The sequence below is a fragment of the Xanthomarina sp. F1114 genome, from assembly GCF_026410255.1.
GTDB lineage: Bacteria > Bacteroidota > Bacteroidia > Flavobacteriales > Flavobacteriaceae > Xanthomarina.
This window is the reverse complement of sequence record NZ_JAPMLL010000003.1, coordinates 13,419-35,770: the sequence shown is the minus strand read 5'-3', so window position 1 is coordinate 35,770 and position 22,352 is coordinate 13,419. Positions and strand designations below refer to the sequence as shown.

Here is a 22,352-nt window from a genome sequence, read left to right as displayed (position 1 = left end):
ATTATGTTTTAAAAAAGAAAGTTAGCACAGCAATAACAATAGTTATTAGTAAAACACCCCTAGCACGATAATCCTGTTTCTTTTTTATAAATACAAAGAAAACTAAAAGATTTAAAATAGCACCTAAACTAATTAGTTTTCCTAATATTCCTTCTTTAGAGGCCGAGCGTAATACGTCCAGGAAAGAACTTCCATCTCCAAAGTATATAGTAGCCAGATAAAGTCCAATAGAATTTGCAAGAAGCCCAACTAAAACGCCTATTAAAAGTTCTTTTTTCATTTATTATTTTTTATCTAAATCGTTAAAATCCCAAGCATTTAGATTGCTAATGGCATGGTGAGCCGTTAAATCAAATTGCACAGGAACTACAGATACATAGCCATTTTCAAGCGCCCATTCATCAGTATCTTCTCCTGAGTCTAAATTTACAAATTTTCCTGTAAGCCAATAATAATCTTTTCCTTGAGGCGATTTTCTTTTGTCAAACTCTTCTTCCCAATTAGCTCGTGCTTGTCTGCAGACCTTAATCCCCTTAATATCTTTTTCAGGTAAATTAGGTATATTCACATTTAAAACCACCTGATCTGGAATACCATTTTCTAAGGCATTTTTGGTGATAGTCCTTACATAGTGTTTTGCCGTTTCAAAATTGGCATTATAATTATAATCTAATAGCGAAAATCCAATGGCAGGAATGCCTTCAATCCCCGCTTCTAGAGCAGCACTCATAGTTCCAGAATAAATAACGTTTATGGAAGAATTTGATCCATGGTTAATTCCTGATACACATAAATCTGGTCTCCTCCCTAATATTTGTTTGGTAGCAAGTTTAACACAATCGGCTGGAGTTCCAGAACAGCTGTATTCTAATTGCTCTCCATTATCAACATATACACGTTCTATATGTAACATAGAGTTTATAGTAATGGCATGTCCCATACCACTTTGCGGGCTATCTGGAGCAACAACTACAACATCGCCAAGTTCTTTCATAACTTCTACTAAAGCTCTAATTCCAGGAGCTGTAATTCCATCGTCGTTTGTTACTAAAATAAGTGGTTTTTTTCTCATTATTTCATTAAATTAACACAACAAAAATACATAAAATCCTACGGAAGGCCTTAATTTTTCTGGTTTAACAAAAAATTATTACCAATTGTCTCTATTGGCATAGTTTTTTCTTTAAATTAGTAAAATAAAAAGATACTTTTAGGATTTTAAATGTGTTTATTGTGATTTGTCGTAATTGACTGAAATTCAATAAAAGTAATGAAATTAATATGATGAGATTTATGAAAAGGAATTATAAGATATTGGTATTGGTTGTACTGTTAGCATTTGCTTCGTGTAGTTTTACAACTAAAACCTTTGAAGATCCAGATAAAGATAAGCTTTTAATACAAGTTATTACTTATGTATTACAACGTGGGCACTTTGATCCAAAGATGGTTGACGATGAGTTTTCTGCAGATGTATTTGATGGCTATTTGGACCAATTAGACCCTTTGAAAAGATACTTTTACCAGTCTGATATTGAAGAGTTTGAAAAATATAAATTAGAACTTGACGATCAGTTAAAGGAGTACGATATTTCTTTTTTTAACTTAACTTACAACAGACTTATTCAAAGAATAGACGAGTCGAAATCTATTTATAAAGAGGTGTTAGCTTCTCCATTTGATTATTCAATAGATGAAGAATTTAATTCAGACTATAAGAGTATTGGTTATGTAAAAAATAAAAAGCAAATGAAAGACCGTTGGAGACAACAGTTAAAATTCTCGAATATTGTTAACTACGACGATCTAATTTCAATCCAAGAAAAAGCGAAAGAAGATAATAATTTAGTCGAACCAGGCACACTTAAAGATTCAGAAGATACTGCTTCTGCAGATACCGATAATAACAACGATCTTAAGGTAGAGAGAAAGACCTTAACTCAAATAGAAAAAGAAGCAAGAGAGGAGACTTTGAAGTCTATTGATTTGTATTACTCAGATTATATAGACGATTTTCAAAGAAAAGATTGGTTTGCAATGTATGTAAATGCTATAGTAGAAGAATTTGATCCGCATACAACTTATTTTGCTCCAGAAGATAAGGAGAATTTCAATCAGCAAATGTCTGGAAAACTTGAAGGAATTGGAGCTAGACTTCAAAAGAGAATGGATCATACTAAAATTGTTGAATTGATTTCTGGCGGACCAGCATGGAGAGGTAATGAGTTGGAAGTTGGAGATCTTATTTTAAAAGTTCGTCAGGAAAAAGAAAAGGAACCTGTAAATATTGTGGGCATGCGTTTAGAGGATGCCATAAAATTAATAAAAGGACCTAAAGGAACAACCGTGGTTTTAACGGTTAAAAAAGTGGACGGTACTACTAAAGATATTAGTATTACAAGAGATGTTGTAGAAATAGAGGAGACCTATGCAAAAACGGCTATTGTTGAAAAAGACGACAAGCGCTTTGGTGTAATTAATCTGCCAAAATTCTACGTGGATTTTGAAGACTATAAAAGCAGAAATGCAGCGTCAGATATAAAACAAGAAATAGAACGATTAAAAAAAGAAGGCATGGAAGGTCTTGTTATAGACCTTAGAAATAATGGAGGGGGATCTCTTCCAGTTGTTGTAGAAATTGCCGGGATGTTTATAAAAGAAGGTCCTGTAGTTCAAGTTAGAGCTACTGGAGAGCCTAAAGAAGTTTTAAAGGATAAGGATAAATCTATAGTTTGGGATGGACCTTTAGTAATTATGGTTAACGAATTATCAGCTTCAGCTTCAGAAATTCTGGCAGCTGCTATGCAAGATTATAAACGTGCAATTATTATTGGAAGCAAACAAACCTATGGAAAAGGAACGGTTCAAAACTTCTTGGATCTAAACAATATGGTTAGAAATAATAAAAATGGCGACCTAGGAGCCTTGAAATTAACTACACAAAAGTTTTATAGAATCAATGGAGGCTCTACTCAGTTGGAAGGTGTAAAAAGTGATGTGGTAGTTGTAGATAGATTTAGTTTTATTGATATAGGTGAAAAAGATCAGAAAAATCCATTACCATGGGATAAAATAGATTCTGTAGATTATACTTTATGGAAAGGAAATTTTGATTATAGTGGAACTATTGAAAAAAGTAGCGAAAGAATGGATAATAATGAACAGTTGAAGCTTATAGGTGAAAATGCGCAATGGATTAAAGCGAAAATGGACGAAAATATTCATTCACTAAACTATAATAAATATAAAGCCCAATTAAATTTGAATGAAGAGGAGTCTAAGCGTTATGAGAAAATTTCGGAGTATCAAACAAACTTGACTTTCGAGTCTTTACCATACGAACAGGAGCTTTTTAAAACAGATACCATTCTAAAAGAAAAAAGAGACCGTTGGCATAAAAGCTTAAGTCAAGATGTGTATGTAGAAGAAGCTATTCACGTACTTCAAGACTTAAAAATGTCTTATTCTATAAAAGAACTAGCAACTACGGTTAAAGAGTAATATTAAATGAGTAATAATACAGGCTCATTAGGTCAGTTAGCGCTCCAAAAATTCAAACAAAATTTTTGGGGCGTTTTTAGCTTTTGGTTTATTGTTCTAATCGGAATTATTTCTGTATTTGCCTATGCTTTTGCACCAGATAATTCTCAGCATGCTAATCAAATGCATTTGTCTATTCATTCAAAGAGACCAGGATTTACAGTTCAAATGCTAACTCTGCCAACTTCTATTGTCAATGAGCAATCTTATTTAGATAAACTTTTTTTTGGAAAAATTAATACCGAAACCGAAATACCTATCTCAAATTACTCTATAGAAAATGATACTTTGTTTTATACTGAATATGCTTCTGATGGTTTAAAAGGAGCAGAAAAGACTCTGAATTTGAATTCAATGTCACGAAGAGAAACACTTATTAAGGAGCAAAATTTCCTGTTTGGAACAGATAAATATGGCCGCGATTTGTTAAGTAGAATTCTTGTGGGAGCAAGAATTTCTTTTTTTATTGGATTTGTAGCTGTCTTTATTTCTCTGGTTATTGGTGTTTTTATGGGAAGTATGGCGGGTTATTTTGGCGGAAAAGTAGATGCGTTTATTATGTGGATTATTAATGTAACATGGTCCATTCCTACCTTATTATTAGTTATTGCTATTACTTTAGCCTTAGGAAAAGGATTCTGGCAAGTGTTTATAGCTGTGGGTTTAACTATGTGGGTAGAGGTGGCAAGAGTGGTTCGAGGACAAATAATTAGCGTTAAAGAAATGCAATATGTAACAGCCGCAAGGGCGCTTGGGTTTAACGACTTTAAGATCATCGCTAAACATATCCTTCCAAATATAATGGCACCGGTAATTGTTATATCTGCAGCTAATTTTGCAGCAGCTATTTTAATAGAAAGTGGTTTAAGCTTTTTAGGAATTGGAGCCCAGCCACCAATGGCAAGTTGGGGAGCTATGATAAAAGATCATTATAATTATATTATTTTAGGCAAACCTTATTTAGCACTAATTCCTGGTTTTTGTATTATGAGCCTAGTTATGGCATTTATGCTTATTGGTAATGCTTTAAGAGATGCATTGGATGTTAAAAGTTGACAGTGTAACTATATGCACCTAAAGAGCTTAAAAGTTTGATGCTATTTCTGTCTAAAATATAGTATTAGCGAAACATATAAGAGTTTCTTGTAAGCTATTCTAATTTCATATTCTTATTAAGAGTGTCTATATAATTAAGAACATCTTCCTTCCCGGTTTCATTAGACGAGGAAGTAATAAAATAATTTGGCATTTCCTCCCAGGTTTCTAGCATAATCGCGGTATAGTCGGCTACATGCCTGTCTATTGCTTTGGGCTTTAGCTTATCAGATTTCGTAAAAATAATGGAAAATGGAATCCCTTGTTCGCCTAACCATTGCATAAATTCTAAGTCTATAGGTTGCGGTTTGTGTCTAATATCTACAAGAACAAACGCAGAAACTAATTGCTCACGCAATCCAAAATATTGAGTGATAAATTTTTGAAAGACTTTTTTTGAACTTTTCGAAACTTTAGCATATCCATACCCAGGTAAATCTACTAAATACCAGTTTTTGTTTATTAAAAAATGATTAATAAGCTGTGTTTTTCCAGGTCTTCCGGAAGTCTTTGCTAAACTTTTTCTATGGGTAAGCATGTTGATTAAAGAAGATTTTCCAACATTACTTCTACCAATAAAGGCATATTCTGGAATTAGGTTTTTTGGACATTTTTCAACATCCGAATTACTCATTACAAATTCAGCCGATTTTATATCCATTTTTTGTTCTCGAGAAAGCGAGATTCTTTTTTTATTTGTTCTGTCGAACGGCTTCCCACAGGGAAAAGGGTTTATAAGAATTATTAAACTATTTTAATCTCAAGAGTCAGAATAAAGAGGAATGGATTAGGATTTCTTAGAAACCACGTTTTTCAAGCCATTTATTCATGATGCTATTGAATTCTTCAGGATGCTCCATCATGGCAGCATGACCGCATTTGTCAATCCAAAACAATTCAGAATCTGGTAAAAGCTCGTTGAATTCCACGGCTACTTCTGGAGGTGTTACATTGTCATTTTTTCCCCAAATAATACACGTAGGAGTTTTCATTTTAGGCAAATCTTTTGCCATATTATGTCTAATCGCACTTTTAGCAATAGCAAGTGTTTTAATTAATTTATTTCTGTCGTTTACAGTTTTATAAACTTCATCTACTATCTCTTTAGTGGCAACTTCAGGATCGTAAAATACGTCCTGAGCTTTCTTTTTTATCACTTCGTAATCACTGCGTTTCGTGTAACCACCGCCCATAGCGCTTTCATATAAACCAGAACTTCCAGTAATAATTAAGGCTTTTACTTTTTTGGGATAAAGTTTTGTGTGGTATAAACCAATATGGCCGCCAAGAGAGTTTCCTAATAATATAACTTCATCAAAACCTTTATATTCAATAAAGTCATGTAAATATTTAGCAAAACTCTTCACGTTAGTTTTTAACAAAGACATGGAATAAATGGGCAACTCAGGAATAATAACTTTGTAGCCAACCTTACTAAAGTGTTTTGTTACGGCTTCAAAATTGCTTAAACCTCCCATCAATCCATGAAGCACAATAATTGGTGTTCCTTCTCCAGTCTCAATATATCTGTACTCTTTTTCCTTTTTTAGTCGATGCACCATTAATTTGTTAGTCTTTTCATTGAAAACAAATATAGTTAAATCATTGATAATATTTTCATATTTATTAATTCGTATGGCATCAGATAGCTAAAGAGATATTAACAAATGGAATATGAAAATTTATCGCATTTATAAATATCTGAAAGTGAGTATTTAAAAGAGATGAGGTGATTTTCATAACGAATTAAAGTTGCTGTTAATCGAAAATTTATCAACAAAGTGGTAGAATGTGGTAAAAAGTGGTATATTTTTCGATATATTTGAAACTTAAACACAAAATTTAGAACGAACTCTTTTGAACTCATTAATAGGAACATACGAATGTAAAGTAGACGCAAAAGGAAGGCTTATGCTTCCTGCTGCGCTGAAAAAGCAGTTGTCTCCTGTTTTACAGAATGGGTTTGTTGTAAAACGTGCCGTATTTCAGTCTTGTTTAGAGTTGTATCCAATGTCTGAATGGGAGCTTTTAATGCAGCGTGTTAATAAGCTAAATCGATTCAAGAAAAAGAATAACGATTTTATTAGAAGGTTTACGGCCGGTGTAAAAGTAGTAGAAATTGATGCTACTGGAAGGTTATTGATCCCGAAAGATCTTGTGGTTTTTGCTGATATCTCAAAAGAAATTGTGCTATCGGCTGCTGTAAATATTGTAGAGATTTGGGATAAAGATAAATACGAACAAGTAATAGACGATGCTGCTGTAGATTTTGCAGATTTAGCTGAAGAAGTAATGGGACAAGATGATGACGCATTTGAAATATCATAATCCAGTTTTATTAAAAGAAACTGTAGACGGATTAAACATCAAGGAAGATGGCGTTTATGTGGATGTTACTTTCGGTGGTGGAGGACATAGTAGAGAGATTTTAAAAAGGCTTGGACCTGAAGGGAGGTTATTTGCTTTTGATCAGGATGCCGATGCTCTTAAAAATACAATCGATGATGAGCGTTTTACCTTAATTCATGAAAATTTTAGACATGTAAAAAGGTTTTTAAGGTTCTATGGCGCCAAGGAAGTCGATGGGGTTTTAGCAGATTTTGGCGTGTCTTCACATCAATTTGATGTAGCCGAACGCGGGTTCTCTACCAGATTCGAGGCGGATTTAGATATGCGAATGAATCAGGAGAGCAAGCTTACGGCGTATCATGTTGTTAATGAATATGACGAAGAGCAAATAAAACAAGTTTTGTTACAATATGGCGAGTTGCGAGCAGCACCAGCTATGGCCAGGTTAATTGTAGAAAGCAGGGCTTTAGAACCTATTGTTACTAGCGAGCAATTAAAAAAAGTATTAAAAAAGTTTTTGCCACCAAAGTATGAGAATAAAGTGTTGGCGCAAATATATCAAGCTATTAGAATAGAGGTTAATCAGGAAATTGAAGCTTTAAAAGAGTTCTTATTACAAATGCCAAGCGTATTGAAAAAAGATGGCCGGTTAAGTCTTATTTCATACCATTCTTTAGAAGATAGATTGGTAAAACGTTTTATAAGAAATGGTTTGTTTGAAGGTGAGCCGGAGCGTGATATATATGGGAATTTTGAAGTGCCTTTAAAAAAAGTAGGGCAGTTAATAGTTCCATCAAAAGAAGAAATTAAAATAAATAATCGTGCTAGAAGTGCCAAATTAAGAATTGCGAAAAAATTGTAATGAGAAAAAGTTTGTCAAACATATTAAAAGGAACCTTTCTAGTTAATGACGATGCATTTAAAAACTGGAGAATGATTTTGTTTGTGTCTTTCTTGGCTTTTGTTATGATAGCAAGTTCGCATAGTGCTGATAATAAAGTGCATCAAATAGCTAGATTAAATAATGAAGCAAAAGAATTGAGGTCGGCATTTGTAGACGGAAGAAAAAAATTAATGGAACTCAAGAAAGAATCGGTGGTAGAATTGAAGATGAAAAAAAAAGGATTGGCAATTTCAGAGATTCCACCAACAAAAATAAAAGTTAAAACTCAAAAATAGTTCAACTTGGCAGTAAAAGAGAAGAACATATTAAACAGATTGTATTTCATAGCAGGATGTATGTTCATCTTCGCTCTGGCTGTTGTGTTTAAACTTTTAACTATACAGTTTGTACAAGGTGATAAATACAGAGACTTAGCAGAAGAACGAACCATTAAAAATGTGGTTATTCCAGCTAATAGAGGGAATGTCTATTCGGTAAACGGCAACTTGCTAGCAACTTCTGTGCCTAAATACGATATAAGAATAGATGCAGTTACATCAAAGACTAAAGTGTTTGAAAAGGAACTAAAAGGTTTAGCAGATTCTTTAGCAAAGTTCTCAGGAAAAAGATCTTCTTCATATTATCAAAATGAAATTAGAAAAGCTAGAGCTAATAAAAATAGATACTATTTGTTGGCTAGAGATATTGGGTATTCAGACTACTTAAGGATTAGAAGTTTTCCTTTATTGAAGTTAGGAGCTTTTAAAGGTGGGCTTATTGTTGAACAAACCACTAAAAGAGAGCATCCAATGGGTGGTGTTGCCGAAAGAACTATTGGGTATGAGCGTTTTGATGAAGATGGAAATGTAACAAGACCTGGAATAGATGGAGCTTTTGGAATTAAATACTTACGCGGAACCAATGGATTAAGGCTTAAACAAAAAATAGGAAAAGGCCAGTGGAAACCTATAGCAGATTATAATCAGGTTGAACCACGAGATGGGTACGATTTGTATACAACCATTAGTGTTAATATTCAAGATATAGCACATCATGCTTTATTGCAGCAATTGGAAACTTACCAAGCTGAACACGGTTGCGTGGTGGTTATGGAGGTGGAAACAGGAGAGATTAGAGCTATTTCTAATCTGGGTAGAACCAAAAGCGGTTCTTATTACGAAAAATTAAATTATGCTGTTGGCGAGTCTCATGAACCTGGGTCTACTTTTAAGCTTATGGCATTAATGGCGGCTCTAGAAGATAAGGTGGTAGATACATCTACAGTTATAGATACAAAGCATGGACGAAAAATGTTTTACGGACGTGCAATTAACGACTCCAAGCATGGAGGTTATGGTAAGATTTCTGTAGCCAGAGCTATGGAAGTGTCATCCAATATTGCGTTTGCAAGCATTATAGACGACAACTATTCTGCTAAACCAGAAAAATTTGTAAACCGATTGAAAAGCTGGTCTTTAGATAAGCCTTTAGGAGTTTCAATCTTAGGCGAAGGACAACCAGTTATTCCTGGTCCAGGCCATGAGCTTTGGAGTAGAAATGCCTTGCCTTCAATGGCTTATGGTTATAATTTGAGGTTAACTCCATTGCAAACCTTAACCTTTTATAATGCAGTAGCTAATAATGGGGTAATGGTAAAACCAACCTTTGTAAAAGAAGTTCGCCAATTAAATAAGTCTATAGAAACAATAGATAAAACTATAATTAACAATAAAATTTGTTCAGATAAAACAATTAATGAAGTACAAGAAATACTTAAAAACGTGGTAGTTCGTGGTACGGGAAGATCTTTGTATTCACCTTATTTCTCAATGGCGGGAAAAACAGGAACGGCAAAAACAGAATATTGGATGGACGATTGGGAGAAAAACCCTAGGTATGTGTCCACTTTTGCTGGCTATTTTCCTGCAGAAAATCCAAAGTATTCATGTATTGTAATTATCCATAAGCCAAGTATAAAAAAAGGTTATTATGGTGCAGATGTGTCGGGACCTGTATTTAAACGTATTGCTCAAAAAGTTTTTACAGATACTCCAATAGTAGATGAGATAGCTAGCTTGAAAGTTAACGATCCTTCTGTGGAAAAGGAGTTTGAAACTTATTATAAAACGGCTCAAACATATAAAACTATTATGCCAAGTGTTGTTGGTTTGCCATTAATGGATGCTATAGCTCTCTTGGAAAATATGGGCTTGCAAGTAGAAACCCTCGGTATGGGTGTTGTTAAAGCGCAATCGTTAACAAAAGGCGAAAAAATTAGAAAGAATCAAAAAATAACTATCGAGGCCTCATGATGCTTTTAAAAGACATATTATATAAAGTAACCCTTCATGCTGTTGTAGGTAGCACGAGTGTGTCTATTAAAAATATAGATTTCGATTCTAGAAATATCTCTAAAAACGATGTTTTTGTTGCTATTGTAGGCTCAATTTCTAATGGTCACGATTATATAAATAAAGCTATTGAACTAGGTGCTAGTGCTATTGTTTGCGAAGAAATTCCTGAAGATATTGTTGAAGGAATTACATATGTACAAGTAGAAAGTACGTCACGAGCTTTAGCTATAATGGCGTCCAATTTTTATCAGAATCCTTCAGAGAATCTAAAACTAGTGGGTGTAACTGGTACCAATGGTAAAACTACCATTGCTTCCTTATTGTATCAATTGTTTAAAAAGGCGGGATTTAAAGTCGGATTGTTATCAACCGTTAAAATTATGGTAGATAATAAAGAATATAAAACTAGTCATACCACTCCAGACTCTTTGACTATTAATAAGTATTTAAAGGAAATGAACGACGAGGGAGTGGCTTACTGTTTTATGGAAGTGAGTTCTCATGGAATACATCAAAATAGGACTGAAGGTTTGCATTTTGAAGGTGGTATTTTTACCAACTTATCTCACGATCATTTAGATTATCACAATTCGTTTTCCGAATATAGAGATGTTAAGAAGTCGTTTTTCGACAAATTGCCTGCTTCAGCATTTGCTCTTGTTAATGTGGATGATAAAAATGGTCTGATAATGTTACAAAATACCAAAGCAAAAAAGAAAACTTATGCTTTAAAAGGTTATGCAGATTATCGCGCACAGATTTTAGAAAACCAACTAAACGGACTCTTGCTTAAAGTAGATGAAAGTGAAGTTTGGACCAAGTTAATTGGAAGCTTTAATGCGTATAACGTGTTAGCTATATATGGAACGGCCGATTTGTTAGGCTTGGAAAAAGTGGAAACTTTAAGAATTATTAGCGAGTTAGAAAGTGTAGCTGGAAGGTTTCAATATCTAATTTCAGAGAATAAAATAACCGCTATTGTAGATTATGCGCATACTCCAGATGCCTTAAAAAATGTTTTAGAAACCATTAATAGTATTCGAACTAAAAACGAAGAGTTAATCACAGTTTTTGGTTGTGGCGGAAATAGAGATAAAACAAAACGTCCTAAAATGGGACATATTGCTTCTGCATTGAGTACTAAGGTTATTGTTACAAGTGATAACCCTAGAAATGAAGATCCGGAAACAATTATTGAAGATATAGAAAAAGGCATAGAGCCTCAAAATTTTAAAAAAATAGTAACTATAACCGATAGAAAGCAGGCAATTAAAGCTGCTTGTCAGTTAGCAAATCCAAACGATATTATTTTAATAGCAGGAAAAGGACATGAGACTTATCAGGAGGTTCGAGGTGAAAGATCTGATTTTGATGATTTTAAAATAGTTCAAGAATTTTTAAAACAATTAGAAAAATAATATGCTGTACTACCTCTTTGATTATTTAGACACGCATTTCCAGATTCCTGGAGCAAGACTTTTTGGTTATATAACCTTTAGGGCTGCTGTGGCTATTATTTTATCGCTTTTAATATCTACTATTTACGGAAAGCGTATCATAAGGTATTTACAAAAACAACAAGTTGGAGAAACCATTAGAGATCTTGGTTTAGAAGGACAAGTAGAAAAAGCAGGTACTCCAACCATGGGTGGAATTATCATTATTCTAGCAACACTAATACCAGTATTATTGTTAGCGAGGCTTGATAATGTGTACATTATTTTGCTAATAGTTACAACCCTATGGATGGGAGCTATTGGGTTTATAGATGATTATATTAAGAAATTCAGAAAAAACAAAGAAGGGCTAAAAGGAAAATTTAAAGTGCTTGGTCAAGTCGGTCTTGGAATTATTGTTGGCGCAACTTTGTACTTTAATCCAGATGTTACTTTAAAAGAGAAACTGCCTATAGAGCAACAACAGGAAATATTGGCTGCCAATCCAAAAGTAGAATCGTCTAAGCTTTTTAAAGACGAAGAACGCTCTACTAAAACAACCATTCCATTCGTAAAATCTAATGAATTCGACTATGCTGAAATAATTGCTTGGGTAAATCCAGATTGGGCAAAGTATGCTTGGATTATTTTTATACCCATAGTTATTTTCATAATTACTGCTGTGTCAAACGGTGCTAATTTAACTGATGGAATCGATGGCTTAGCAGCAGGAACCTCGGCTATTATTGTACTCACACTAGGGATTTTTGCGTGGGTTTCTGGTAATATTATTTTCTCAGATTACCTGAATATTATGTATATCCCGCGAGTCGAAGAAATCACCATTTACATAGCAGCATTTGTTGGAGCCCTAATAGGGTTTTTATGGTACAACGCTTATCCAGCTCAAGTGTTTATGGGAGATACAGGTAGCTTAACCATAGGAGGAATTATTGCTGTTATAGCAATTGCAGTAAGAAAAGAATGGCTTATTCCTGTTTTGTGTGGAATTTTCTTAGCCGAAAACTTATCGGTGGTTATGCAGGTAGGTTGGTTTAAGTACACCAAAAAGAAGTATGGAGAAGGAAGGCGTATTTTTAAGATGTCGCCTTTACATCATCATTATCAGAAATGTGGTCATCACGAAAGTAAGATAGTTACTAGATTTTGGATTATTGGAATTTTACTAGCCATTATTTCAATCGTCACCTTAAAAATTAGATAAAATTCCGGCGAAAGCAGGAGTCTCATCAATAGAAAATTGAAAAGAGAAGATAGAAAAGATAGAATAAAGAAAATATATAAAACAGTATTTAGTTTGTGTCAATAAAAAATCAGATAAGTCAGGATGTGAAGCTCGCCTATGAAGGAGATAAAAGACTTGTTGTTTTAGGAGGAGGAGAAAGTGGTGTTGGAACAGCGCTTTTAGGAAAAGCAGAAGGCTTTGATGTGTTTGTTTCGGACAAGCAAAAAATTAAAGAAAAATATAAAGAAGTTCTTATACATAATGAGATTGAATGGGAAGAAGGAGGTCATTCGGAAGACTTGGTTTTAAGCGCCCATATCGTCATGAAAAGCCCGGGAATTCCAGAGAAAGTGCCTTTGGTAAAACAAATTCGTGAAAAAGGAATTGAAGTAGTTTCAGAAATTGAATTTGCTTCTAGATATACCAAAGCTACAATTGTTGGAATTACTGGAAGTAATGGAAAGACAACAACAGCTTGCCTAACACATCATATTCTAAAACAAAAATTAGAGGTTGGTTTGGCAGGAAATATTGGAGATAGTTTTGCAAAACAGGTTGTAGAAAAAGACTTTCCAAATTATGTGCTGGAGATTAGTAGTTTTCAATTGGACGATATTAAAGAGTTTAAACCTCATATCGCTGTAATTACAAATATTACTCCAGACCATTTGGACAGGTATAATTATCAGTTTGAGAATTATATCGCTTCTAAATTTAGAATTGCTTTAAACCAAACTAAAGAGGATTATCTGATTTACGATGCAGACGATCCAGTGATTTTGGATTGGCTAAAAAATCATCCAGTTCAATCAAAATTATTGCCTTTTTCATTAGTAAAAAAAATAGAAAACGGTGCGTATTATAACAACAATAAAATAACAATAACAATAGATAATAACCAGATAGATATGTCAACAAGAGACCTAACCTTAGAAGGTAAACACAATATTAAAAATGCCATGGCTGCATCTACAGTAGCTCAATTATTGCGTATTAGAAAACAAACAATTAGAGAAAGTTTGGAGAATTTTCATGGTGTTGAACATAGGTTGGAGCATGTTTTAAAAATAAATAAAGTACAGTATATAAACGACTCTAAAGCAACCAATGTTAACGCGACCTATTATGCCTTAGAAAGTATGGAAGCACCAACCGTTTGGATTGTTGGAGGTGAAGATAAGGGGAATAATTATCAAGAATTATTTCCATTTATAAATGAAAAAGTAAAAGCTATTATCTGTTTAGGAGTAAATAACGAAAAGTTATTGGAGAACTTTGGCTCTATGGTAGATGTTATTATTGAAACTCAATATATGGAAGAAGCAGTAAAAATAGCATACAAATTAGCTGAAGCAGGAGATAATGTGTTGTTGTCGCCAGCATGTGCAAGTTTCGATTTATTCGAAAATTATGAGGATAGAGGCAGACAATTTAAAAATGCAGTAAGAAATCTATAAATCTATTTGGAAGTTTTATAAAAAAAAGAATCATATAAAATTAGTGTCCTAAAAGGATGAAAAATATAGTTAAGAACATAAAAGGAGATCGATTAATCTGGGCAATTGCAGCGTTGCTGGCAATTTTCTCTTTCTTACCTGTTTACAGTGCAGCTAGTAATTTAGCTTACGGAGGAGATGGAGGGAGCACCTTTTCAGATTTTTTAAAACACTTATTTCATTTGTTTTTAGGTTTTATAATTATGTATGGGGTTCATAAAGTTCCATATCGTTATTTCAGAGGCTTATCTATTATCCTCATTCCAATTGTTATTGTGTTATTAATAATTACCATTTTACAAGGAACAACTATAGAAGGCGCATATGCAAGTAGATGGATAAAAATTCCATTGGTTAATATGTCTTTTCAAACGTCCACGTTTGCCTTTGTTGTTTTAATGGTTTTTGTAGCTCGCTACATGTCTAAAATTAAGGATAAAGAAGTTTCTTTTAAAGAGACTATTTTGCCATTATGGGTTCCGGTGTTTTTAGTGTTAGTTCTTATTTTACCTGCTAACTTTTCAACAGCAGCCATAATGTTTGTTATGGTTTTAATGCTGGTGTTTTTAGGAGGCTATCCTATTAGGTATTTAGCTGTTATTATAGGAACTGGAATCTTAGCACTTACTTTATTTATTTTAATAGCGAAAGCCTTTCCAGATGCTATGCCAAATAGGGTGGATACATGGATGAGTAGGATTGAAAGTTTTTCAGATGAAGGGGATACAGAAGCAGATTATCAAATCGAAAAAGCTAAAATAGCTATTGCTACCGGAGGAATTCAGGGTGTTGGTCCAGGGAAAAGTGTTCAGAAAAATTTTCTCCCACAATCTTCATCAGATTTTATTTATGCCATTATTGTTGAAGAATATGGTTTGATAGGAGGTTTTATATTAATGATATTTTATCTGTGGCTATTGTTTCGAATTGTTATTGTTTCGCAAAAAGCAGATACCATATTTGGGAAACTCTTAGTGCTTGGGGTTGGGTTGCCCATTGTATTTCAAGCTTTAATAAATATGGCAGTTGCTGTTGAGTTATTCCCAGTAACAGGTCAGACCTTGCCATTAATTAGTAGTGGTGGTACCTCAATTTGGATGACCTGTATGGCACTTGGAATTATTTTGAGTGTTAGTGCAAAAAGAGAAGAAATAAAAGAGAAGGAAGATAAGGAGGATAATCCATTATCAATCCTGTCGGAAGCCATATAAAATTAAAGAATTACAATCTTGGACGAGTAAAATTGTAAAAAAAAGAAAAGTTTAAAAATAGAATATAGAAAAAAGAAGTGGGGCAAAATAATAAGACATATAAGATTATTTTATCTGGTGGAGGAACAGGTGGTCACATCTATCCTGCTATTGCGATTGCAAACGAACTAAAACAGCGTTTTCCTGATGCTGAGTTTTTATTTGTTGGAGCAAAAGATAGAATGGAAATGGATAAAGTGCCTCAAGCTGGTTATAAAATTGAAGGACTTTGGATTTCGGGAATTCAACGTGAACTCACTTTAAAAAATTTAAGCTTTCCGTTTAAGTTAATTAGCAGTTTGTTTAAAGCCAGGAAAATAATAAACAGGTTTAAGCCAAATGTTGTTATTGGAACAGGAGGCTTTGCTAGTGGACCATTGTTGCAGGTGGCAAACTCAAAAGGGATTCCTAGTTTAATTCAGGAACAAAATTCCTTTCCAGGAATAACCAATAAGTTACTGTCTAAAAATGCTGATAAAATTTGTGTGGCTTACGATGGTTTGGAACGATTTTTTCCTGAAAGTAAAATAATTAAAACTGGAAACCCAGTGAGACAAGACTTGTTAAATATTGATTCTAAAAGAGAAAAAGCTTTAGAATATTTTGAGTTGAGTAAAGAGAAAAAAACACTCGTTGTTTTAGGAGGAAGTTTGGGAGCTCGACGTATTAACGAGCTGATAGAAAAAGAGCTCGATTTTATTCTAATACACAATATGCAAATTATCTGGCAATGTGGAAAGTTGTATTACGATCAATACAAAATTTACGATAATACTAGAAATATTCAGGTGCATGACTTTCTAAATAATATGGATTTGGTCTATGCTGCAGCAGATGTTATCGTGTCTCGGGCAGGTGCAAGTTCAGTATCAGAATTATGTATTGTTGGAAAGCCAGTCATATTCATTCCTTCGCCAAATGTGGCCGAAGACCATCAAACAAAAAATGCCATGGCTTTAGTAAATGAAAAAGCGGCTATGGTAATTAATGAAGCCGATTTAGATGTGGATTTTGAAAATGGATTTTCGCAATTAATGGCTTCCCCAGAAAAACAAGAACTATTAAGCAAGAATATTAAAAAGTTAGCTCTAGTAGATGCTACAAAACATATAGTGGACGAAGTAGAAAAATTATTGAATAAATAAAAATAAATCGAGCAGAATCGAGATTTAAAGAAAATGAATTTGGACAACATAGATAACGTATATTTTATAGGAATTGGAGGTATAGGCATGAGTGCTTTGGCCAAATATTTTCATGCCAAAAATAAACGAGTTGCTGGATACGATAAAACCAAAACAGACATTACAGATAGTTTGGAGGCTTTAGGTATTCAAGTTCATTTTGAAGATTCGGTTTCTAATATTCCAGAGCCTTATTTAAATTATGATACAACAGTAATTGTGTATACTCCTGCCGTTCCTAAAGCGAATATGGAATTGGTTCATTTTAAAAATCAGCCTAGCTATACACTTTTAAAACGTTCGGAAATTCTTGGGTTAATAACAGAAAACACATTTTGCTTAGCAGTAGCCGGAACACATGGAAAAACAACCACTACTAGTATTTTAGGGCATTTGTTAAATGAATGCCAGGTTCCTGTAACAGCCTTTCTTGGCGGAATAAGCGAAAATTATAATTCGAATTTAATTCTAAACGGAACCGAAGTTTCAGTAGTTGAAGCAGACGAATTTGATAGGTCTTTCTTGACACTGTCTCCAGATATAGCTTGTATTACATCTATGGATGCAGACCATCTGGATATTTATGGGGATGCATCTGAATTAGTTAAATCCTTTGGAGATTTCTCTAAAAAAGTAAAAGAAAATGGCACCTTGTTTGTTAGAAATGGATTGCCTATTGCTGGAATCACTTATGGAATTGAAGATCAATCAGATTATTCAATCCAAAATATAAAGATAGAAAATGGTGCCTATGTTTTCGATGTAAAAACACCAAAAACAACACTTAAAGATTTACAATTTAACCTACCTGGTAGACATAATCTGTCGAATGCATTAATAGCCTTGGCGATGGCTGTAGAGTATGGTTGCCCTCACCAGCAGCTCGCCAAAGCTTTAGCATCTTTTAAAGGGGTTAAAAGAAGATTTTCATATCATATAAAAAGAGAAGATTTTGTGTACATAGACGACTATGCACATCATCCAGAAGAAATAAATGCCGTATATCAGGCAGTTCGCGAAATGTATCCTGGTAAAAAGGTGCTGGTTATTTTTCAGCCGCACTTATTCAGTAGAACGAGAGATTTTATTGACGACTTTTCAAAAAGTCTATCTCAGTTCGATCAAATCGCTTTGTTGGATATATATCCAGCTAGAGAAACACCTATTGAAGGAGTTAGTTCGGAGTGGTTATTAAGTAAAATAGAAAATAATAAGAAACAACTAATAGAGAAAAGCGAGATAAATGCTTTGATAAAGGAAAGTCAGGCTCAGGTTGTACTAACTCTTGGAGCAGGAGATATAGGAGAAGAAGTTAAACATATTAAAAAAGCTTTAGAGGTTGCAAATTAACTGGAATTACATAAAGATGATTGGTCTACTATGCTTAGTAGTGTTCTTGTATGCCTTTTCTTCAGGGAAAAATAAGTTTAGAAAAGTACCGGAACCTATTATAAATTTTCAAGGAGATAACAACCTTTTCTTAACGCGCGAGAATGTTAGTAAATTGTTAATACAAAATACAGAAGGCATTAAAAATAAGGCCAAAGAAAGTTTAGATTTGAATGTTTTGGAGTCTGCCCTAAATTCTAACCAAACAATAAAATCGGCTCAAGTGTATCTGTCTGTAAATGGATTACTTACAGTAGATGTTGAGCAAAAAAAACCTATAGCAAGAGTACGTACAAATGCATCTTATTACATAGATGACCAGGGGAGTTACATGCCATTGTCATCTAATTATTCTGCACGAGTACCACTTGTAACCGGAAAAGTCGCTAAAAATGAACTTTCAAGTGTTTTTAAAATAGCAAAAAAAGTGAATGAAGATGAGTTTTTAAAAAAACATGTCATAGAAATTCATCAAATAGATCCAGACCGTTTTAATTTAAAATTAAGACAAAGTCATTTTACGGTACAGCTTGGAGATTTGAAGAATTTAGATAAAAAAATAATGAATTTAAAAGCATTTTATAATAAGGCCTTAAAAGAGAAGTTACTTGATAAGTATGCAAATGTTAATTTACAGTTTGAGAGTCAGGTTGTGTGTACCAAAATATAAACTATGGAAAACAGTATAGCAGTAGGATTAGACATAGGAACCACAAAGATTGTGGCCATGATAGGTCGTGAAAACGAGTATGGAAAAGTTGAGATTTTAGGAATTGGAAAATCTAAAAGTCTTGGGGTGCATCGTGGGGTGGTAAATAATATTACACAAACCATCCAATCTATTCAATCTGCAGCACAAGAAGCAGAAGCAGCAGCAGAATGTAAAATTGAAAATGTAACCGTTGGAATTGCAGGACAACATATTAGAAGCTTACAACACAGCGATTATATAACAAGACCTAACTCGGAATTGGTTATTGATGAAGACGATATTGAACGATTAATTAATCAAGTTCACAAATTGGTAATGCTTCCTGGAGAAGAAATTATCCATGTATTGCCTCAAGAATATAAAGTAGATGGTCAAGCTGAAATTACCGAGCCAGTAGGAATGTATGGTGGTAGATTAGAAGCTAATTTCCATGTGGTAGTTGGACAAGTATCTTCCATTAGAAACGTAGGTCGATGTATAAAAAGTGCTGGATTAAATCTAGAAGGAATTACTCTAGAACCATTAGCTTCCGCAAATGCCGTATTAAGTCGTGAAGAAAAAGAAGCTGGAGTAGCTTTAATCGATATAGGAGGAGGTACTACAGATTTAGCAGTTTTTAAGGATGGAATTATTCGTCATACAGCTGTTATTCCTTTTGGAGGAAATGTAATCACAGAAGATATAAAAGAAGGGTGCTCGATTATAGAGAAGCAAGCCGAATTATTAAAAATAAAATTTGGCTCTGCATGGCCAGGAGAAAATAAAGATAATGAGATTGTTTCCATTCCAGGTCTACGAGGAAGAGAACCAAAAGAAATTACCTTAAAAAATCTGTCTAAAATTATTCATGCCAGAGTTGTAGAAATTGTAGAACAGGTATATGCAGAAATTAAAAACTACGGTCACGAAGAACAAAAAAAGAAACTTATTGCAGGAATAGTTTTAACAGGAGGAGGCGCTCAATTAAAGCATTTAAAGCAACTAGTAGAATATATAACAGGAATGGATACCAGAATTGGTTACCCTAACGAGCATTTAGCAGGAGATAGTGACGACGAAATTACAAGTCCTCAATACGCTACAGCTGTTGGTTTAGTTATGGACGGTTTAAAAAGACAAGAAAGAAAAAAAGTAGAAAAAATAATAGAAGAAGCCGAAGAAAAAGGAGAATTAGAAGAGATAGAAGAGGAACTTAAAGATAAAAAACCAGAAAGACGTTCCTTTCTGGATAAGTTAACTGACAAGGTGAAAGACTTTTTAGATAACGCAGAATAAATTTAATACAAAAAATTAATCCAAATAGATATTTTAAATATCGCAAAAAGTAATAGAATCATTAAAAAACGAAATTCATGAGCAGCAACAAAGAATTCGAAAACAACATTTCATTTGATTTACCTAAAAATCAATCTAATGTTATCAAGGTTATAGGCGTTGGAGGTGGTGGTAGTAATGCCATTAATCACATGTTCCAGCAAGGCATTAAAGGGGTAGACTTTGTAATTTGTAATACAGATGCACAAGCACTTCAAAATAGTGGAGTCCCAAATAAAATTCAATTAGGTTTAAATCTAACTGAAGGATTGGGTGCTGGAGCAAATCCAGATGTAGGAGAAAAATCTGCTATAGAAAGTTTTGAAGATATTCAACGTATGTTGGATACCAATACCAAAATGATATTTATCACAGCCGGAATGGGTGGAGGAACCGGAACAGGAGCAGCTCCCATTATTGCTAAAATGGCTAAAGAGTTAGATATTTTAACTGTAGGAATTGTAACTATGCCTTTTCAGTTTGAAGGTAAAATGCGTAATCAACAAGCCCAAATAGGAATTGAAAACCTGCGTAATTGCGTAGATTCATTAGTAGTTATTAACAACAATAAACTCCGTGAGGTTTATGGTAATCTAGGTTTTAAAGCTGGATTCTCAAAAGCAGACGAAGTTTTATCTACAGCTGCAAGAGGTATTGCAGAAGTTATAACCCATCACTATACACAAAATATAGATTTACGTGATGCTAAAACCGTATTAAGTAATAGCGGAACAGCTATTATGGGGTCTGCTGCAGCTTCTGGTCAAAACAGAGCGCAAGAGGCAATTAGTAATGCGTTAGATTCACCTTTGTTAAACGATAATAAAATTACTGGAGCCAAGAATGTATTGCTGCTTATTGTTTCTGGTGCACAAGAAATTACTATTGATGAGATAGGTGAAATTAACGACCATATACAAAACGAGGCAGGGCACGGTGCCAATATCATTATGGGAGTTGGAGAAGACGATTCTTTAGAAGAGTCTATTTCTGTTACTATTATTGCTACTGGATTTAATATAGATCAACAAGACGAAATTTCAAATACCGAAACAAAAAAGGTAGTTCATGCTTTAGAAGAGGATAAGCCAACAGAAAAGGAATTGGTAAAAAAGGAACAGGCGCCACCAATAATTAAACCAAGTGTCGAGCTGCAAGAAAAAACAGAGACTCCAATTGTAAAACACACTTTAAGTTTTGATGAAGAGGAAGATAATAGTCAGCCTAAGAATGTAGATTCTAATAATGATTTAATACCTACCTCAGAAACCATTAAAAATATGGATGTTGATTACAAAGAAGTTTCACCTGAGGTAGAAACGGACGATTTTGTAATTACAGAAGCTCCAAGCAACATAGAAGAGCAAAAATTTGAAGCTGAAGAAGAACAGCAAATCACACTTACTTTCGATATGCCTATAAGTAATACCAAAGTAAACAATATTGAAGAGGACAAGGAAGTTCATGATTTAGAAGAGGATATTAAAAAAATGCCTGTAAACGATTATGTGGAAGTTATTCCTGTAACAGAAACAACTAAAAATGGCGAAACCAGATATGCTCTTGACGATTATGTTGAAATTGAATCTGAAATTAATCAAAAGCAAAAAAAGACTATTGAAATAGCTGAAGAATTGGATAAAGAAATTGTTTTTGAAAAGAAAACGGTAAGTCAACCAGAAACTGAAGAAGTAGCGGATGAGGTTGACCCATTAAACAGTCCAATTTCTGAATTACTAAAGGAACGCGCAGAGGAACGCAGACGCAAAATGAAGGATTTTAACTATAAGTTCAATAATTCAAAAATTGATGATATAGAAAAGGTTCCAGCATACAAACGTCGAGGAATTGATTTAGATGAAACACAGCATTCATCAGATTCCAATATGTCCAGAACCAGTATTGGTACAGACGATAACGACGATATACAATTTAGAAGCAACAATTCGTTTTTACATGATAATGTTGATTAATAGCAATTAAGTTTATTGAGAGTGCTTCTTTAAAAACCCGGATAATCAAATGGATCTTTCGGGTTTTTGTTTTGTGTAAACTTCAGAATATTTTGTTTTATCATATGTTTTTTTTCATTTAAACAAAATAG

The 22,352-nt window shown here is 33.8% G+C and carries 19 protein-coding genes; 15 read left to right on the top strand and 4 right to left on the bottom strand.

What is annotated here, in order from left to right:
- Position 1 precedes the first annotated feature (1 nt).
- Together OS188_RS02775 and surE are read right to left on the bottom strand one after the other, a co-directional pair.
- Positions 2-280 carry a hypothetical protein gene (locus tag OS188_RS02775; RefSeq protein ID WP_267147293.1) on the bottom strand — a complete coding sequence of 93 codons (279 nt, stop codon included), beginning with the start codon at positions 278-280 and terminating at the stop codon, positions 2-4.
- A gap of 3 nt (positions 281-283) precedes the next feature.
- A complete protein-coding gene (surE, locus tag OS188_RS02770; RefSeq protein WP_267147292.1) occupies positions 284-1,072 on the bottom strand; it encodes a 5'/3'-nucleotidase SurE in 789 nt (262 codons plus the stop codon).
- 221 nt (positions 1,073-1,293) lie between these two features.
- On the opposite strand from surE, the gene OS188_RS02765 reads away from it, so the two are divergent.
- Both OS188_RS02765 and OS188_RS02760 read left to right on the top strand, forming a co-directional pair.
- Complete coding sequence (locus tag OS188_RS02765) at positions 1,294-3,501, top strand: carboxy terminal-processing peptidase (RefSeq protein ID WP_267147291.1); 2,208 nt, start codon at positions 1,294-1,296, stop codon at positions 3,499-3,501.
- 6 nt (positions 3,502-3,507) lie between these two features.
- The gene (locus OS188_RS02760; protein WP_267147290.1) at positions 3,508-4,596 is read left to right on the top strand and encodes an ABC transporter permease; all 1,089 of its coding nucleotides are present in this window, start codon (positions 3,508-3,510) and stop codon (positions 4,594-4,596) included.
- Positions 4,597-4,690: 94 nt separating this feature from the next.
- On the opposite strand, the gene yihA is transcribed toward OS188_RS02760, so the two are convergent.
- Positions 4,691-5,296 (bottom strand): ribosome biogenesis GTP-binding protein YihA/YsxC, encoded by a 606-nt coding sequence (gene yihA, locus OS188_RS02755; protein ID WP_267147289.1) that lies wholly within the window; start codon positions 5,294-5,296, stop codon positions 4,691-4,693.
- Between the two features lie 136 nt (positions 5,297-5,432).
- Positions 5,433-6,197 carry an alpha/beta fold hydrolase gene (locus OS188_RS02750; RefSeq protein WP_267147288.1) on the bottom strand — a complete coding sequence of 255 codons (765 nt, stop codon included), beginning with the start codon at positions 6,195-6,197 and terminating at the stop codon, positions 5,433-5,435.
- 295 nt (positions 6,198-6,492) lie between these two features.
- Here OS188_RS02750 and mraZ point away from each other — a divergent pair, with 295 nt between their 5' ends.
- The 13 genes from mraZ to ftsZ all read left to right on the top strand — a co-directional run bounded on the left by mraZ (position 6,493) and on the right by ftsZ (position 22,221).
- Positions 6,493-6,963, top strand: coding sequence for a division/cell wall cluster transcriptional repressor MraZ (mraZ, locus tag OS188_RS02745; RefSeq protein ID WP_267147287.1), 471 nt, complete (start codon positions 6,493-6,495; stop codon positions 6,961-6,963).
- The gene (gene rsmH / locus OS188_RS02740; protein WP_267147286.1) at positions 6,950-7,846 is read left to right on the top strand and encodes a 16S rRNA (cytosine(1402)-N(4))-methyltransferase RsmH; all 897 of its coding nucleotides are present in this window, start codon (positions 6,950-6,952) and stop codon (positions 7,844-7,846) included. Before mraZ ends, rsmH begins: the two co-directional genes overlap by 14 nt.
- A complete protein-coding gene (locus tag OS188_RS02735; RefSeq protein ID WP_267147285.1) occupies positions 7,846-8,163 on the top strand; it encodes an FtsL-like putative cell division protein in 318 nt (105 codons plus the stop codon). The genes rsmH and OS188_RS02735 overlap by 1 nt, the downstream gene beginning before the upstream one ends.
- A 60-nt stretch (positions 8,164-8,223) precedes the next feature.
- The gene (locus tag OS188_RS02730) at positions 8,224-10,179 is read left to right on the top strand and encodes a PASTA domain-containing penicillin-binding protein (protein ID WP_267147498.1); all 1,956 of its coding nucleotides are present in this window, start codon (positions 8,224-8,226) and stop codon (positions 10,177-10,179) included.
- Positions 10,176-11,639: a UDP-N-acetylmuramoyl-L-alanyl-D-glutamate--2,6-diaminopimelate ligase gene (locus OS188_RS02725; protein ID WP_267147284.1), complete on the top strand. Its 1,464-nt coding sequence runs from the start codon at positions 10,176-10,178 to the stop codon at positions 11,637-11,639. The genes OS188_RS02730 and OS188_RS02725 overlap by 4 nt, the downstream gene beginning before the upstream one ends.
- 1 nt (position 11,640) lies before the next feature.
- Positions 11,641-12,882, top strand: a complete 1,242-nt coding sequence (mraY, locus tag OS188_RS02720) for a phospho-N-acetylmuramoyl-pentapeptide-transferase (RefSeq protein ID WP_267147283.1) — start codon at positions 11,641-11,643, stop codon at positions 12,880-12,882.
- 95 nt (positions 12,883-12,977) lie between these two features.
- Positions 12,978-14,360, top strand: a complete 1,383-nt coding sequence (murD, locus tag OS188_RS02715) for a UDP-N-acetylmuramoyl-L-alanine--D-glutamate ligase (protein WP_267147282.1) — start codon at positions 12,978-12,980, stop codon at positions 14,358-14,360.
- A gap of 56 nt (positions 14,361-14,416) precedes the next feature.
- Positions 14,417-15,610 (top strand): FtsW/RodA/SpoVE family cell cycle protein, encoded by a 1,194-nt coding sequence (locus tag OS188_RS02710; protein WP_267147281.1) that lies wholly within the window; start codon positions 14,417-14,419, stop codon positions 15,608-15,610.
- Between the two features lie 77 nt (positions 15,611-15,687).
- Entirely contained in the window at positions 15,688-16,794 is a 1,107-nt protein-coding gene (gene murG, locus OS188_RS02705) for an undecaprenyldiphospho-muramoylpentapeptide beta-N-acetylglucosaminyltransferase (RefSeq protein ID WP_267147280.1), read from the top strand.
- A 33-nt stretch (positions 16,795-16,827) separates the two neighbouring features.
- Complete coding sequence (gene murC, locus OS188_RS02700; RefSeq protein WP_267147279.1) at positions 16,828-18,183, top strand: UDP-N-acetylmuramate--L-alanine ligase; 1,356 nt, start codon at positions 16,828-16,830, stop codon at positions 18,181-18,183.
- On the top strand, positions 18,173-18,892 hold the full coding sequence (locus OS188_RS02695) for a cell division protein FtsQ/DivIB (protein WP_267147278.1): 720 nt from the start codon (positions 18,173-18,175) through the stop codon (positions 18,890-18,892). The genes murC and OS188_RS02695 overlap by 11 nt, the downstream gene beginning before the upstream one ends.
- A 3-nt stretch (positions 18,893-18,895) precedes the next feature.
- A complete protein-coding gene (ftsA, locus tag OS188_RS02690; protein ID WP_267147277.1) occupies positions 18,896-20,209 on the top strand; it encodes a cell division protein FtsA in 1,314 nt (437 codons plus the stop codon).
- A 77-nt stretch (positions 20,210-20,286) separates the two neighbouring features.
- Positions 20,287-22,221, top strand: coding sequence for a cell division protein FtsZ (gene ftsZ / locus OS188_RS02685; RefSeq protein WP_267147276.1), 1,935 nt, complete (start codon positions 20,287-20,289; stop codon positions 22,219-22,221).
- Positions 22,222-22,352 lie beyond the last annotated feature (131 nt).

What these genes read in the sequence shown, in the direction of transcription:
- OS188_RS02735 (WP_267147285.1), top strand. Translation starts at nt 7,846, where the DNA reads ATGAGAAAAAGTTTGTCAAACATATTAAAAGGAACCTTTCTAGTTAAT.
- OS188_RS02710 (WP_267147281.1), top strand. Translation starts at nt 14,417, where the DNA reads ATGAAAAATATAGTTAAGAACATAAAAGGAGATCGATTAATCTGGGCA.
- OS188_RS02725 (WP_267147284.1), top strand. Translation starts at nt 10,176, where the DNA reads ATGATGCTTTTAAAAGACATATTATATAAAGTAACCCTTCATGCTGTT.
- OS188_RS02765 (WP_267147291.1), top strand. Translation starts at nt 1,294, where the DNA reads ATGAAAAGGAATTATAAGATATTGGTATTGGTTGTACTGTTAGCATTT.
- OS188_RS02760 (WP_267147290.1), top strand. Translation starts at nt 3,508, where the DNA reads ATGAGTAATAATACAGGCTCATTAGGTCAGTTAGCGCTCCAAAAATTC.
- ftsA (WP_267147277.1), top strand. Translation starts at nt 18,896, where the DNA reads ATGGAAAACAGTATAGCAGTAGGATTAGACATAGGAACCACAAAGATT.
- ftsZ (WP_267147276.1), top strand. Translation starts at nt 20,287, where the DNA reads ATGAGCAGCAACAAAGAATTCGAAAACAACATTTCATTTGATTTACCT.
- yihA (WP_267147289.1), bottom strand. Translation starts at nt 5,296, where the DNA reads ATGGATATAAAATCGGCTGAATTTGTAATGAGTAATTCGGATGTTGAA.
- OS188_RS02775 (WP_267147293.1), bottom strand. Translation starts at nt 280, where the DNA reads ATGAAAAAAGAACTTTTAATAGGCGTTTTAGTTGGGCTTCTTGCAAAT.
- OS188_RS02750 (WP_267147288.1), bottom strand. Translation starts at nt 6,197, where the DNA reads ATGGTGCATCGACTAAAAAAGGAAAAAGAGTACAGATATATTGAGACT.
- murC (WP_267147279.1), top strand. Translation starts at nt 16,828, where the DNA reads ATGAATTTGGACAACATAGATAACGTATATTTTATAGGAATTGGAGGT.
- OS188_RS02730 (WP_267147498.1), top strand. Translation starts at nt 8,224, where the DNA reads ATGTTCATCTTCGCTCTGGCTGTTGTGTTTAAACTTTTAACTATACAG.
- surE (WP_267147292.1), bottom strand. Translation starts at nt 1,072, where the DNA reads ATGAGAAAAAAACCACTTATTTTAGTAACAAACGACGATGGAATTACA.
- mraY (WP_267147283.1), top strand. Translation starts at nt 11,641, where the DNA reads ATGCTGTACTACCTCTTTGATTATTTAGACACGCATTTCCAGATTCCT.